This is a genomic window from Pollutimonas harenae (assembly GCF_004153685.1).
Taxonomy (GTDB): domain Bacteria; phylum Pseudomonadota; class Gammaproteobacteria; order Burkholderiales; family Burkholderiaceae_B; genus Pusillimonas_C; species Pusillimonas_C harenae.
The window spans coordinates 951,888-965,998 of the sequence record NZ_SDQD01000002.1 but is presented as its reverse complement, the minus strand read 5'-3'; the positions used below and the strand labels follow the sequence as shown (position 1 = coordinate 965,998).

Sequence of the window (14,111 nt, the reverse complement as noted above, 5' to 3'; positions counted from 1 at the left end):
CGAACAAGGGAGCCTCATGCTGATAGACACGCACTGCCATCTGGATGCGGCCGAGTTTGCTGCGGACCGTGCGGCTGTCATCGAACGAGCAGGGGAGCAAGGGGTGGGGGCCATCGTCATACCCGCCGTGTCGCGGGCCAACCTCGATACCGTGCGTGACTTGGCCCACTCTTTTCGTGGTGGATGCTATGCATTGGGCATACATCCCATCTGCGTGCCTGATGCACAAGACTCCGATCTTGATGTGCTGGAGTCATGCATTGTGGCTTCGCTCGATGACTCCCGCTTTGTGGCCATAGGCGAGATAGGGCTGGATTTTTTTCTGCCCCGGCTAAAAGAGCCGGAGATGCGTGCGAAGCAGGAAATGTTCTACAGAGCCCAGCTAGAGCTGGCTCAACGCTACGGCCTGCCGGTCATACTGCATGTCAGGCGTTCGCAGGATATATTGCTCAAGCACTTGCGGGCATGCAAGCCCATAGGCGGCATTGGCCATGCATTCAATGGGAGCTTCCAGCAAGCCCAGCAGTTTATCGAGCATGGTTTTGCTTTGGGCTTTGGTGGTGCCATGACCTTTCCCAGAGCCTTGCAGATCCGGCGCCTGGCGGCGCAGTTGCCCCTGGAAGCGCTGGTACTGGAAACCGATGCACCCGATATTCCACCGGCCTGGCTGGGTGAACCCGGCAAATCCACTGCCAGGAATGAACCCGCGGAAGTGGCGGGCATTGCCACCCATATGGCCCAGTTGCGGGGCCTGACCCGTATGGACATGATTCAGGCTACGGCGGCCAATGCCAGACGCGTAATGCCGCGCCTGAGCGCGGCATTGAAGAGCTGATATGAATCGCTTGGAGACAGGCCTCGCGACGCGTCGCGAGGCCTGTGCTTTAGTTGATCTTGAAGCCGGTTTTCTTGACTACGTCAGACCAGCGTTTTTGCTCGCTGGTCAGCAGATCAGCCAAGGCTTTGCGGTCGGAACCCACAATCACAAAACCGTTGCCTTCCAGCGTCTTGCGCACGCTGTCGGCCTGCAAGGCGGCAACGATTTTTTGGTTGAGGGTATTGAGTGCATCTTCTGGTGTGCCTTTGGGAGCAAAAAAGGCGAACCACGCACCGAAGTCGACGTCAGGCATATTCTGTTCCTTGAAGGTAGGAATATCACCCAGCATTTTGGTGCGTTCCGCGCCGGTAATGGCCAGGGCACGCATTTTCCCGCCCTTCAGTTGCGGTGCGGCCATGGCGGTCGTCACAAAAGCACCTTGTACCTGCCCGCTGATGATGGCTGACACGGCATCGCCAGTGGAGCGGTAATGGACGGGTTCGATTTTGAAACCACCGGCTTCGGCCAGCATTTCGGCCCCGAAGTGGCCCGGCGTGCCGGCACCGAAGGTGGCAATGTTGAAGCGGTCAGTGCTGGTTTTGGCTGCGGCAACAAACTCTTTCAGCGTCTTGTAGGGCGAATTGGCTGGAATGACCAGTACAAAGTTCGCGCGCACAGCCTCTGTGATCGGGTCGAATTCTTTTATGGGCTTATATGCCAGTGTGGCGGTTGTTTCAGGCGCGATGCTTATTGAGCCGACTTCGCCCATCAGGATGTTATAGCCATTGGCGGGGCTGTGTGCCGCGGAGTACGCGGCAATCTGTCCACCCGCACCCGCCTTGTTCTCTACCACTACCGACTGGCCGATTTCCTTGGCCAATTGATCGCCTACGGTGCGCGCAACAATATCGGGTCCTGTGCCGGCAGGGAAACCCACTATCAGCCGTATGGGCTGTTCTGGGTAAGCGGCCGACGCCGTGGCCGACAAGAAAGCCAGGCAGGCCGCCGAGAGTAATTTGCCCAGGGAGGATGGTTTCATGGTGAGTCTCCTGTTGTGTTTGTTTTAGTGCTGGTTAACTAGCGAATAAGATAGAAATTCAGTTCCACACGGTCGGGATAGCGTGCGCCGGTGCCCAGGAAGAGATGTGTATTAAGCCAGTCAAGCCGTGGCGAGGCTGTCTCGAAGCGAGGGTAGCTGCGGAAGTAGATGCGATCCGGATCCACCGGTTTGCCGTGAGCCAGAGACGCAATGTCTTCGGCCGAACCTGTACGTATGCCTGTGTTTTCCACGTAAACCGTTTCGCCCTGATCAGTTTCGATGACGTAGCGGGCGTGAATATCGGTAAATGTGTGCGTTCGTATGACCTGGAAGTCGGCGCCGCCAGGCAGAATGCGCCCTGACAGTTTACCGGTGACTGTGCCGCCGGTGATGGGAATGACGCGACGCTTGCCGCCGGGCGTGTGCCCAATCTCTTGCGGAGCGCCAACGTCAACAATAATCGTGGCCAGATGTTCCAGTTCGGGGGCAGTGGGTAGCGTAGTCATAAGAGTATTCCTTGCAGGCTGGATTGAGGCGGCGTTAGTGCCGGCCTTTCAGTGCGGCTGGATCGAAACCGGCCAGGCGCTTGTAGCGCATGGCGATCTCGTTCAGCTCGGCCTCGGAAACCACATCGTGTATGTGTAGGTAGCCGTCCGGTGCCCGTTCGTGCGCCAATTGCATGACTTGCTCAGGCCCGTTCAGGCGGTTGCGCAAGACGATGCCGGCGGTAAGAGGCAGACGTTCGGCTTCATATTCCTTGAGTGCCAGTTCAATATTAGCCTTGACCGGTTTGTTCATGGCCTGCAGCCGATCCGCCAGATAGCGCGCATCCAGTATGGCTTGGGCCGAGCCGTTGGATCCTATGGGATACATGGGGTGGGCAGCATCGCCCAGCAAGGTGACGCGTTCGTGACTCCAGCGAGGCAGCGGGTCTTTGTCGACCAGAGGGAACTCATAAATGGCTTCGGCGCCGCGGATGACGGCGGGAATGTCGATCCAGTCCCATTGCCACGATGCGAAGCGGTCGGCAAAGACAGATGCATCCACCACACGGTTCCAGTCGGTGTCGGGCAGATCAGGGTTGGGCACGCGCAGCTCTGCGATCCAGTTGATGCGTGAGCGTTTTTGCTGACGCAGCGGCTCGGAGATCGGATAGCAGACGAATTTCTGGTCCTGGTGGCCAGCCATGAACATGGTCTTGCCGTCCAGATAAGGCTCGCCGTCGGTGATGGCGCGCCACAGCATGCGGCCGGAAAAACGCAGGGAGTCTGTCTGGGGATAAAAATGGCGGCGCACGGCTGAATGAATGCCGTCTGCACCGATGAGCAGATCGCCCCGGACTTCAACCATTTCGCCCGTATTGCGATCACGAAACCTGGCGGTAACGCCTTCTGTGTCTTGGGTAAGTGACTCGAAAGCCAGGCCGGTATGGATGCAACCGGCGCCCAGGCGCTCGGTGGCTACCTGCGCCAGCGACAACTGCAACTCACCGCGATGTATGGACAACTGTGGTACAGGATAGCCGGCGGCCAGGCCGCGGGGCTCTTGCCAGATGGGTTGGCCGTGACGGTTGTAATAGTGCAGGGCGGAGGTGGTAATGGCTTGTGCCTTGAGTGTATCCAGGACACCCAGTTGTTCAAGCTCACTCACTGCATGTGGTAACAGGTTGATGCCTACACCTAAGGGTTTCAGACTGCGTACGCTTTCAAAAATGTCGCACTCGATACCGCGTTGCTGCAGCATCAGCCCCAGGCTCAAGCCTCCAATACCTGCGCCGACAATAATGACTTTCAAGTCTGTTCTCCTATATTGTTATGGATCATAACAATGTGACCGGGGTTACTACCTATAAGGATTTACCCGTATTATTGATGCACGTTAAGGCGCATGGCACAGAAACAGGCCGCATGCGCTAAGCTTCAGGCCTTGTCTACCCTACAGGAATCGCTGTGAGCAGAAAGCCGAGTTCGCGTCCCCAACATCGCCGGCCCGCACAGAGGGGAGAGTCCACCGGCGCCCAGGTGCCCGGCGTGGACTACGGCATGCTGGATGCCTTGGTCGGCTACACATTGCGGCGGGCACAAATCCGCATCTACCAGGACTTTCTGGATGCCCTGGATAACTGGTCGATCACGCCACCACGCTTTTCGGCCATGGTCATCATCGCCAATAACGCCGATATGAAACTGACTGAACTGGCCGCAGCCATGGGGATAGCACGCTCAGGTGCGGTCGAAGTGGTCAGCTCACTGGAAAAGCTCGGTTTCGTCAGTCGCACGGATTCCAGCGTAGATAAGCGAGCGCATGCGCTGGCCCTGTCCAACGAAGGAAGAAAGGCATTGCACGGCATTACCGAGGCCATTCAGGCCCATGATGCGCGGATCAGCGCCAGGCTGACGGTGGCTGAGCGTGCTGAACTGCGGCGGTTGCTTGGTCTGCTGGGATAAGGAATGAGCCGTTTCAGGGCCAATAGTGTTGCCAATAACGGGGTGAGGCCAGCCGTTCGCTACGTACACGCAAGCCGGCCTCGCGCGAGTGCAAGCTGATAGCGCCATGGCGATCGGTGCGCCAGAATTGCGCTCCGCTGGCTTCCCAGCGTGTCTGGATGCTTTCGGCCGGGTGACCGTAGCGGTTCCAGGCACCCGCCTGGGCGACCACATGCACCGCCTGAGTCTCGCCAACAAACCCGACACTGGAAGAGGTTTTGGAGCCATGATGCGCGGCCATGACCACATCGGCTTTTCCCAGGCCTCGATCTACCAGGAATGCTTCCTGGCGGCTACCGATGTCGGCAGTCAGCAAGGCCGTATGATGCCGGCCCCGCACGCGTAGCACGCAAGCTTGCGCATTGCGCGCCTTGCCACTCGTGGGTTTGCTAGCCTGGGTGTTGGCCGCCATAGGCCACAGGAATTCAAACGTGACACCGTCTATATGCCAGTTCATCCCGTAGACGCATGAGGACATGGCGTGCGGCAATGGCGGTAATTGATCAGGCACACCCAGCAAGCGCGCCTCGCGTTTCAGGTAGGACAGCAGGTCGAAAGAGCTGTATGTCTGGGCTACCGGCACGGCTTCGAGGACACTTCGTACGCCGCCAATATGATCGATGTCGGCATGAGAAACAATCAGCGCACCCAGTTGCCGGACGCCTTGCGAGCGCAAGAAGGGCCAGATAATGCGTGCGCCGACATCCGATGTGGCACTGCTGCGCAAGCCCGCGTCGAACAGCAGGGCGTGGTGTCGCGTTTGGATGAGGACGGCGCTGCCCTGGCCTACATCCAGCGCATGCAGATCCCAGCTGCCTTCTGGTGGCCTGGCAGGCCACCAGAGCAGGGCGGGCGTGACCAGCAGCCAGGCCAGATATCGGCCGGGAATACCGTAAGGCAGGGTAGCCCATGCCAGGCCCAGCATGGCGATAATGGTGAGCCATAAAGGCGCCGCCGCTACATACAGGCTTGATGCCTTGAACTCCGACAACCAGACGGTGGGGACCATGATGGCGTCCAGCGCGGCATGTCCGAGCCCGGCACAGGCCTGCGCTACGAATGCAAGTCCGGGTACCATGGCAGTACCCGCCAGCAGCAGCGCCAGCGGTGTGACCACCAGACTGATGATCGGGATGGCGTAGGCATTGACCAGCGGCGAGACAATGGATACCTCGTGGAAGATGACCGCCAACAGGGGCATTAGTCCCACCGTAATGGCTAATTGCAAGCGTGTGGCCGTGGCCAGAAACTTCGGTATCCGCTGTTGCCACTTAAGCTCTTTTGGCCCTGGAGCCTGACCATGCCAGCCGCCGCTGCTTACCAGCACATACACCGCGCCAAACGACAGCCAGAAGCCGCTGGCGAGCAAGGCCCAGGGATCAAGCAGGACCACCACGAAGGCGACCAATGTGAGTATCCTGAAAGGTGTAGTGGGTATACGTAATATATACATCAAGGATATGACGGCAAGCATGAAAAAGGTGCGTCGGGCCGGGACGCCCCAGCCTGCAAGCAGGCAGTACAGCCAGGCCACCAGCAAGGCGACCAGCGCTGCGGCGACCTGGGCCGGCAAGCGTTCGGCCCAGGCCTGCCCACGCCACCGCATACGGCGCCACAAGAATAAAGTAAGAAGACCACCCAGCGCTGCAATCATGGTGATGTGCGAGCCGCTGATCGATACCAGGTGGGTGATTCCGCTGCGATTGAACACCAGCCAGTCTGATGCCTCGACACTGGCCTGGTCGCCTATGGCCAGTGCCAGCAAGACCGCTCCGTAGCGTTTGTCTTGCAAATAGGGCTGCATGGCGCTACGCACCGCATGCCGGGCTCGTTGCGCCACTACGGGTAGGCTCGCCCAGGGTTGGTCGTATAGAAATTTAGGCGTGCCCCGCACACTGCCCAGAGCCCGTATGCCGTGAGCAAACGCGTATGATTCGTAGTCGAAGGCCAGTGGGTTGCGGGTGCCATGCGGCGGTTTGAGCGTCAGGGCCATACGCCATACCTGGCCAGGGACCAGTTCCGGAAAAGGTGTTGGAGAGCGGTCGGCCTGGCCATAAGGACCTGCCCATTGCCCGGCCGTCCAGGACACCTGTATGCGTGATGGAACCCCTTCGGGAATGGAAGAGATGACCTCGGCTTCGAACTGACGGTTATCGGACCCAAGCCTGGGCAGGGCGGCAATCCTGAGCACCACGCGCGACACCTTGTTCTCGTTGATGGCGTGCAGCTTGTCGTTCAGACGATGTTCGACACGTGCTACCGTCAACAGGAAACCCGCCATTGCCATCCATAGGGGTGCCAGCACCAGCCAGCGATGCTGGCGCGGCACCCGCCAGGCAACAATGGCGGTGCAGAGTATCGCCACGACGCACAAACCCAGCACAAAAGGCCTTTCGGGCATGTGCGGCAAGCCGTGCACGGCCCCGCTGGCCGCTACAAAAGCCAGCAGACTCATCCTTCCCGTCACTGAAATACGCCTCCAAATTACTTAGCGTAACGGCGGCACGAATGCAAAACATCGGGGGTGGTGCAGACTTGACCACACTGGATACTACCCATTGGATATGGGTCGCTTGGACCCGTCCATCCAGCAGTCACCATCGACGCGGGCAAGTGTCGAGGCTACTTGCGAAATCAGTCCGAATCGGCGAAGATGCTTTTATACGCCCACAAGGCGGTATGAATAAAATTTCACGAAAATTCCACAAGATATTTTCAAAGGCCATGAGACAAAACACACCACTTCGGCTGCATGTGCCCGAGCCTTCCGGGCGTCCTGGGCACGCCACAGATTTCTCTTATTTGCGTCTGGCGCCTGCCGGCGCAGTCCGCAAACCCCCCACTGATACTTCAGCCATCGACACCACCGATCTGGCGGGCAGTCTTATACGTGTGCTCGATGACGATGGCAAGGCGGTAGGGCCGTGGGCCGAGCCCATTGCCTCCGAATTGCTGCGCAAAGGCCTGCAGGCCATGATCAAGACCCGCATCTTTGACGCGCGCATGGTCATTGCGCAGCGCCAGAAAAAAATGTCGTTTTATATGCAGAGCCTGGGCGAAGAAGCCATAGGTGTAGCGCAAATGCTGGCACTGTCGAAAGGCGACATGTGCTTTCCCTCGTATCGCCAGCAAAACCTGCTGATCGCGCAAGACGTGCCTTTGTTCGACATGATGTGCCAGCTGTTCTCCAATGACTGCGATCGTCTGAAGGGCCGGCAACTGCCCGTCATGTATTCCATGCGCGAGCAGGGGTTTTTTTCCATTTCCGGCAATCTGGCCACGCAGTTTGTCCAGGCCGTCGGCTGGGCCATGGCATCGGCCATCAAGGGCGACACAAAAATTGCGTCAGCCTGGATAGGCGATGGCGCCACGGCGGCGGCCGACTTCCAGACAGCACTGACTTTTGCTCATGTGTATCGGGCGCCGGTCATACTGAACGTCATCAACAATCAATGGGCCATTTCCAGCTTTCAGGCCTTGGCAGGCGGCGAAAGCAATACGTTTGCCGAGCGCGGTGTAGGGAGCGGCATTGCTTCCCTAAGAGTTGACGGCAACGATTTCCTGGCGGTGCATGCCGTATCCAAATGGGCGGTTGAAAGGGCTCGCAGCAATCTCGGACCTACCCTGATCGAATGGGTGTCTTACCGCGCCGGCCCGCATTCCACTTCAGACGATCCATCCAAATACCGGCCTGCCGATGACTGGGCGCGTTTCCCGCTGGGCGACCCTATCGATCGCCTGAAGCAGCATCTTATCGGGGTAGGGTCCTGGTCCGAAGAAGAGCACCAGCGCACCCAGAAGGACTACGAAGCCGAAGTGCTTGCTGCCCAGAAAAAGGCGGAAAGCCACGGCACGCTGGCTACGGGCCAGACATCCAGTGTGGCAACCATGTTCGAGGATGTCTACAAAGACATGCCCTGGCATTTGCGCCTTCAGCGTCAAAAACTGGGAGTCTGATCATGGCAAATTCCTCCAGACACGGCAAAACCACCCCGATGACCATGATCCAGGCCCTCCGTTCGGCCATGGATGTCATGCTTGAGCGCGATGGCAACGTCGTCATTTTTGGGCAAGACGTTGGCTATTTCGGCGGCGTGTTCCGTTGTACCGAAGGCCTGCAGGCCAAGCACGGGCGTCATCGCGTTTTTGATGCGCCCATTTCCGAGGGCGGTATCGTGGGTGCGGCAGTCGGCATGGGTGCATATGGCTTGCGCCCTGTAGTTGAAATCCAGTTTGCTGATTATTTTTATCCCGCCACTGACCAGATCGTATCCGAGGCCGCGCGTTTGCGGTATCGCTCAGGAGGCGAATTCATTGCGCCCCTGACCATACGCATGCCTTGTGGCGGCGGCATCTATGGCGGGCAAACCCACAGCCAGAGCCCGGAAGCCATGTTTACTCATGTCAGCGGCTTGCGCACGGTCATGCCTTCTAATCCCTACGATGCCAAAGGCTTGTTGATCTCCGCCATCGAAAGCGATGACCCGGTCATATTTCTCGAGCCCAAGCGCTTGTATAACGGCCCCTTCGACGGTCATCACGACCAGCCAGTGGTGCCCTGGTCCAAGCATCCCTTGGGCAAGGTGCCCGAGGGCTATTACACGGTGCCGCTAGAGTCCGCCTCGGTAGTTCGCACCGGTGCAGATCTTACTGTCATTACTTACGGAACCATGGTGTATGTGGCTGAAGTGGCTGCAAGCGAATCGGGCATCGATGCAGAGGTCATCGATTTGCGTAGCCTCTGGCCGCTCGACCTTGACACCATCACGGCCTCGGTCAAGAAAACCGGACGCTGCGTGATTCTGCACGAAGCCACCCAAACCAGCGGCTTTGGTGCCGAACTGGCCACTCTGGTGCAAGAGCACTGCTTCTATCATCTGGAGGCTCCCATCGAGCGCATAGCCGGCTGGGATACGCCTTACCCGCATGCGCACGAATGGGCATATTTCCCCAGTCCCAAGCGGGTTGCCGATGCCTATCGGCGCGTCATGAATCCGGATGCGGCCCATGTGGCCGGCCAGCAGGGGGAGTAATCATGGGTATACATCTCATTAAAATGCCGGATATCGGCGAGGGCATTGCAGAGGTCGAGCTGGTTGAATGGCATGTTCAGCCTGGCGACACGGTGGTCGAAGATCAAGTGCTGGCCGATGTAATGACCGACAAGGCTACGGTGCAGGTGCCATCGCCTGTCAATGGCACGGTTGAGTCGCTGGGCGGCAAGGTAGGCGAGGTCATGGCGGTGGGTTCGGCGCTCATTCGTCTGCAGGTCGAAGGTGCCGGCAATATGGCGGCGGCCAGTGCCAAACCCGCCAGACAGCCTGAGGCTGCACCGGCCGTCGCGACGCATAGCGATCAGGCGCAGGCTGTGGCTGCGGTTCAACCAGCCCATGCCGCCGAAGCAAAGCCGCATGCGCCTACTGATAAGCCCGGTGCTGCTCCCCGCGCTTCGGCAAGCTCAGGCACCACAGTTGTACCGGCTGCAGCCCGTGTCCAGGGAGAAAAGCCGCTGGCATCACCTGCGGTGCGTAAGCGCGCCTGGGACCTGGGCATCGAACTGCAATACGTGCCCGCTACCGGATCCGGCGGGCAAATTACGCATCATGACCTGGACGGCTATCTGGCACGCGGCGCCAAGGGCACTACAGCCGGCAGCCATATTGCGGCCTATGCACCACGAGAAGACGAGCAGCAGGTTGCGGTCATCGGCCTGCGACGCAAGATTGCCGAGAAAATGCAGGAATCCAAGCGTCGTATTCCGCATTTCACCTATGTCGAGGAAGTCGATGTAACCGAACTCGAAGCCTTGCGCCAGCGCCTGAACGCGCAGTGGGGCGCCGAGCGCGGCAAGCTGACCATCTTGCCCTTGCTGGCGCGTGCCATGGTGCTGGCACTACGCGATTTTCCGCAAATCAATGCCCGCTACGATGACGAAGCGGGTGTGGTCACCCGTTATGGCGCAGTTCATCTGGGTATCGCAGCGCAAACTGAGTCGGGCCTGATGGTACCTGTTTTGCGGCATGCCGAAACGCTGGACCTGTGGGCTTGCTCGGCCGAAATCGCCAGGCTGGCCGAGGCAGCCCGTACAGGCCGGGCGGTGCGCGACGAACTATCGGGGTCCACTATTACCCTGACCAGTCTTGGCGCTCTGGGCGGCGTGGTTTCAACGCCCGTCATCAATCATCCCGAAGTGGCGATTGTGGGTGTCAACCGTATGGTCGAGCGTCCAGTCATCCTGGGCGGGGCGGTGGTGGCGCGCAAGATGATGAATCTTTCATCGTCTTTCGATCATCGCGTGGTCGACGGCATGCATGCCGCCGAGTTTATACAAAAAATACGCGGATATCTCGAATGTCCGGCCATGTTGTTCGTGGAGTAAGACATCAGCATGCAAACAACGACTTTATTAATTATTGGCGGCGGTCCGGGCGGTTATGTGGCGGCCATACGCGCAGCGCAACTGGGTGTGCAAACCACCCTGATAGAAGCCGGCAATGTGGGTGGAACTTGCCTGAATATAGGCTGCATACCGTCCAAGGCCCTCATTCACGCCGCCGAAGAGTTCCACAAGCTCACACACTACACAGATGAGTCCGCCCTGGGGCTAAGCGTGCAGGCGCCTGGCCTGAACGTACAAAAAACAGTGGCCTGGAAGGATGGCATTGTTACCAGACTGACGAGTGGGGTTGGCGCCTTGCTAAAGAAAAACGGTGTACAGGTCGTGAAGGGCTGGGCCCGCATCATCGACGGTAAAACAGTCGAGGTCGAGCCGGCGGGCAAAAATGGCAAGCCGCAGCGCTATAGCTGCGAGCATTTATTGCTGGCCACAGGCTCAGAGCCAGTCGAGCTGCCTTTCATGCCCTTTGGTGGGCCTGTCATCTCTTCCACTGAGGCTTTGTCGCCCACCCAACTGCCCGGCAAGCTGGCCGTGGTTGGTGCAGGCTATATCGGTCTTGAGCTGGGCATGGCCTACGCCAAGCTGGGCGTCGATGTCTGCATCGTCGAAGCGCAGGACCGTATTTTGCCGGCCTACGATGCCGAGCTCGTTAAGCCAGTGCAGGCAGCCCTGAAGAAACTGGGTGTTGCCGTGCACTTGTCGCACCGTGTTCAGGGCCTGACTGAAGCGGGCGATGGCTTGCGCATTGTCTCCGGGCAGGACGACGAAACCGTCATGCCGGTCGACCAAGTTCTGGTGGCCGTCGGGCGTCGCCCGCGCGTCAGCGGCTATGGTCTGGAGTCGCTGCTCCTCGACATGAATGGCGCAGCACTGCGTATAGACGATCAGTGCCGTACGTCCATGCGCAATGTCTGGGCCATAGGCGATGTGGCGGGCGAGCCTATGCTGGCGCACCGGGCCATGGCGCAGGGCGAAATGGTGGCCGAAATCATATCTGGCCGGCAACGTCGCTTCAGTCCAGCGTCGATACCGGCCGTGTGCTTTACCGACCCCGAGATAGTCGTGGCCGGCCTCGCTCCCGATGAAGCAGAGCGTCAGGGCCTGGACGTAATCAGTGCTGTCTTTCCGTTTGCGGCCAATGGGCGCGCCATGACCATAGAATCGACCGACGGTTTCGTCAGGGTGGTGGCGCGGCGCGATAATCATTTGATTGTGGGCTGGCAGGCGGTGGGGCGCGGGGTGTCCGAACTTAGTACGGCGTTTTCTCAGTCGCTGGAAATGAATGCAAGACTCGAGGACGTGGCCGGCACCATTCATGCTCACCCTTCGCTGGGCGAAGCGGTACAAGAGGCTGCCTTGCGTGCGCTGGGTCACGCCCTGCATATTTGATTCCTGCCATGAAGCACAGACGTTACAATTAACGGTTCTGGAGACCAACCACGCCATACAAGCGCACACACTCATGACCGAAGCAATACTACCTTACGGCAGCCCTCAGCCGCGGCTCGATTTCGTTACTTGCGCCAGTCCCGGAGGCACACATCGCATGGCCTACTGGGAGTGGGGTGATCCTGATAACGACAAGGTCTTGCTATGCATGCATGGTCTGACCCGAACCGGGCGTGATTTCGATACTTTCGCTGCACGCCTGGCCGCCGACTATCGGGTGGTGTGCCCTGATGTCGTGGGGCGCGGCAAGTCTGACTGGCTGATCAATCCGGCCTTTTATGTGGTGCCCCAATATGCTGCCGATATGCTGACGCTGATCGCGCGCCTGAATCCCAGGCACCTGGACTGGGTCGGCACTTCCATGGGAGGCCTGATCGGGCTGGCCCTGGCCGGGACGCTGGCCATGTCCGCGCAACTGCGCCCCCCGCGCGCAAACGCAGGTTTGCCCGACAGCCAGGTCTTGCGCCTGGGTAAAGCCATACTGAACGATATCGGGCCCAGCATCAGTCTGTCGGGCCTGGAACGCATTGCCGGTTATGTTGGCCAAGCCATGCAGTTCGACAGCTTCGGCCAGGCCGTCGATTACGTGCGCAGTGTATCGGCTGGTTTCGGCCAGCACGATCAGCAAGGCTGGGAAGCGCTTACCCGGCATGTGTTTTGCGAACATGATGGGCAATGGGTCAGACACTACGATCTTCGTATCGCAGAACCTTTTGCTGGGCAATCCGAAGAAGCTGTCAAAGCCTCCGAGGCGCTATTGTGGGGCGCTTACGAAAGCATTGCCACGCCTATCCTGGTGGTACGCGGTGAGCTCTCCGATCTTTTGACGGCCGAAACCGCCCAGAAAATGCTGGCTCGCAACACACACGCCAAACTGTATGCCGTGCGTAATGTGGGGCATGCGCCCACATTGCGTACCGACGATCAAATTGATCCACTACGAGATTTTCTGCTGGTCTGAACCTCAGAAAATGTATGCGCATAGCGTACACTGCTTGTAAACTTGGTTAAACTTTGGAATATGTATTACTTACATGCCCACAGGTATTAATGTGGGCATAAAACAGACTGGAGCACGCGTATTAACGTCGATTTGCACTGCCACTCAACGATCTCCGACGGTGTCCTGACACCCACCGAGGTGGCTGAGCGCGCCCATGCCAATGGCGTACAGCTATGGGCCCTGACTGACCACGACGAGTTATCAGGCCTTGCGCAGGCGAGTGCCGCGGCAAATGACCTGGGTATGAAGTTTATTCCTGGCGTCGAGATTTCAGTGACCTGGGCTCAGCATACGGTGCATATCGTTGGTCTGGGTGTCGATGAGAACAACGATTTACTGAATGCCGGACTGACCGACATTCGATCTGGCCGTACTGTGCGTGCGCGCGAAATGGCCGACCGTTTCGAGCAAATTGGCATTCCCGATGCGTACGAGGGTGCCTTGCCCTATGCCGCCAATCCGTCCCTCATTAGCCGCACCCATTTTGCCCGCTTCCTGATCGAGCGCGGCTACTGCGACAACATGCAAATGGTGTTCGACAAATACCTGGGTGATGGCAAGCCTGTCAGTGTGCCCATGCATTGGTCCACACTCGAGCAGGCAGTCAGCTGGATTCTGGCTGCAGGCGGGCAGGCTGTGGTGGCCCACCCCGGACGCTATACCTATACCCCAGTGCAATTCGACGCCTTCTTCAGCCAGTTCAAGGATCTTGGCGGCGCCGCCATCGAAGTCGTCACTGGTAGCCATACCCCCGACGAATACGCCATATATGCCAAGGTTGCGCGTCAGTACGGGTTTTTGGCCTCTTGCGGCTCTGACTTCCACAGCCCCAAAGAGGGCAAGCTTGATTTGGGCACCGTGCCCGCGCTGCCTTCGGGTCTTACGCCCATCTGGCACGATTGGGCCTAGGGTATAAATCC

The 14,111-nt window shown here is 58.8% G+C and carries 12 protein-coding genes; 8 read left to right on the top strand and 4 right to left on the bottom strand.

Going from position 1 to position 14,111, the window contains the following annotated elements; translation table 11 throughout:
* The first annotated feature begins 16 nt into the window (after positions 1 to 16).
* The gene (locus ERD84_RS11370; protein WP_130039719.1) at positions 17 to 835 is read left to right on the top strand and encodes a TatD family hydrolase; all 819 of its coding nucleotides are present in this window, start codon (positions 17 to 19) and stop codon (positions 833 to 835) included.
* A gap of 49 nt (positions 836 to 884) precedes the next feature.
* Here ERD84_RS11370 and ERD84_RS11365 read toward each other — a convergent pair whose 3' ends face one another.
* Genes ERD84_RS11365 through ERD84_RS11355 form a run of 3 tightly spaced genes read right to left on the bottom strand, consistent with a single transcriptional unit; the run spans position 885 to position 3,650 of the window.
* Complete coding sequence (locus tag ERD84_RS11365) at positions 885 to 1,856, bottom strand: Bug family tripartite tricarboxylate transporter substrate binding protein (RefSeq protein ID WP_130039718.1); 972 nt, start codon at positions 1,854 to 1,856, stop codon at positions 885 to 887.
* A 38-nt stretch (positions 1,857 to 1,894) separates the two neighbouring features.
* The gene (locus ERD84_RS11360) at positions 1,895 to 2,362 is read right to left on the bottom strand and encodes a DUF3237 domain-containing protein (RefSeq protein ID WP_130039717.1); all 468 of its coding nucleotides are present in this window, start codon (positions 2,360 to 2,362) and stop codon (positions 1,895 to 1,897) included.
* Between the two features lie 34 nt (positions 2,363 to 2,396).
* The gene (locus ERD84_RS11355; protein ID WP_130039716.1) at positions 2,397 to 3,650 is read right to left on the bottom strand and encodes a flavin-dependent oxidoreductase; all 1,254 of its coding nucleotides are present in this window, start codon (positions 3,648 to 3,650) and stop codon (positions 2,397 to 2,399) included.
* A gap of 155 nt (positions 3,651 to 3,805) precedes the next feature.
* Here ERD84_RS11355 and ERD84_RS11350 point away from each other — a divergent pair, with 155 nt between their 5' ends.
* Complete coding sequence (locus ERD84_RS11350; protein WP_245150674.1) at positions 3,806 to 4,303, top strand: MarR family winged helix-turn-helix transcriptional regulator; 498 nt, start codon at positions 3,806 to 3,808, stop codon at positions 4,301 to 4,303.
* A gap of 13 nt (positions 4,304 to 4,316) precedes the next feature.
* On the opposite strand, the gene ERD84_RS11345 is transcribed toward ERD84_RS11350, so the two are convergent.
* A complete protein-coding gene (locus ERD84_RS11345; protein ID WP_130039715.1) occupies positions 4,317 to 6,809 on the bottom strand; it encodes a DNA internalization-related competence protein ComEC/Rec2 in 2,493 nt (830 codons plus the stop codon).
* Positions 6,810 to 7,066: 257 nt separating this feature from the next.
* Here ERD84_RS11345 and ERD84_RS11340 point away from each other — a divergent pair, with 257 nt between their 5' ends.
* The 6 genes from ERD84_RS11340 to ERD84_RS11315 all read left to right on the top strand — a co-directional run bounded on the left by ERD84_RS11340 (position 7,067) and on the right by ERD84_RS11315 (position 14,100).
* Positions 7,067 to 8,299, top strand: coding sequence for a 3-methyl-2-oxobutanoate dehydrogenase (2-methylpropanoyl-transferring) subunit alpha (locus ERD84_RS11340; RefSeq protein ID WP_130039714.1), 1,233 nt, complete (start codon positions 7,067 to 7,069; stop codon positions 8,297 to 8,299).
* A gap of 2 nt (positions 8,300 to 8,301) precedes the next feature.
* Positions 8,302 to 9,375: an alpha-ketoacid dehydrogenase subunit beta gene (locus ERD84_RS11335; RefSeq protein WP_130039713.1), complete on the top strand. Its 1,074-nt coding sequence runs from the start codon at positions 8,302 to 8,304 to the stop codon at positions 9,373 to 9,375.
* 2 nt (positions 9,376 to 9,377) lie between these two features.
* On the top strand, positions 9,378 to 10,721 hold the full coding sequence (locus tag ERD84_RS11330) for a dihydrolipoamide acetyltransferase family protein (protein ID WP_130039712.1): 1,344 nt from the start codon (positions 9,378 to 9,380) through the stop codon (positions 10,719 to 10,721).
* 9 nt (positions 10,722 to 10,730) lie between these two features.
* Entirely contained in the window at positions 10,731 to 12,128 is a 1,398-nt protein-coding gene (gene lpdA / locus ERD84_RS11325) for a dihydrolipoyl dehydrogenase (protein ID WP_130039711.1), read from the top strand.
* Positions 12,129 to 12,285: 157 nt separating this feature from the next.
* Complete coding sequence (locus ERD84_RS11320; protein WP_130040042.1) at positions 12,286 to 13,149, top strand: alpha/beta fold hydrolase; 864 nt, start codon at positions 12,286 to 12,288, stop codon at positions 13,147 to 13,149.
* A 132-nt stretch (positions 13,150 to 13,281) separates the two neighbouring features.
* Positions 13,282 to 14,100: a 3',5'-nucleoside bisphosphate phosphatase gene (locus ERD84_RS11315; RefSeq protein WP_218947948.1), complete on the top strand. Its 819-nt coding sequence runs from the start codon at positions 13,282 to 13,284 to the stop codon at positions 14,098 to 14,100.
* Positions 14,101 to 14,111 lie beyond the last annotated feature (11 nt).

Bases quoted from the DNA above. Each gene is read 5' to 3' on its own strand.
- ERD84_RS11370 (WP_130039719.1), top strand. From the start codon at position 17: ATGCTGATAGACACGCACTGCCATCTGGATGCGGCCGAGTTTGCTGCG.
- ERD84_RS11365 (WP_130039718.1), bottom strand. From the start codon at position 1,856: ATGAAACCATCCTCCCTGGGCAAATTACTCTCGGCGGCCTGCCTGGCT.
- ERD84_RS11360 (WP_130039717.1), bottom strand. From the start codon at position 2,362: ATGACTACGCTACCCACTGCCCCCGAACTGGAACATCTGGCCACGATT.
- ERD84_RS11340 (WP_130039714.1), top strand. From the start codon at position 7,067: ATGAGACAAAACACACCACTTCGGCTGCATGTGCCCGAGCCTTCCGGG.
- ERD84_RS11335 (WP_130039713.1), top strand. From the start codon at position 8,302: ATGGCAAATTCCTCCAGACACGGCAAAACCACCCCGATGACCATGATC.
- ERD84_RS11330 (WP_130039712.1), top strand. From the start codon at position 9,378: ATGGGTATACATCTCATTAAAATGCCGGATATCGGCGAGGGCATTGCA.
- lpdA (WP_130039711.1), top strand. From the start codon at position 10,731: ATGCAAACAACGACTTTATTAATTATTGGCGGCGGTCCGGGCGGTTAT.
- ERD84_RS11320 (WP_130040042.1), top strand. From the start codon at position 12,286: ATGGCCTACTGGGAGTGGGGTGATCCTGATAACGACAAGGTCTTGCTA.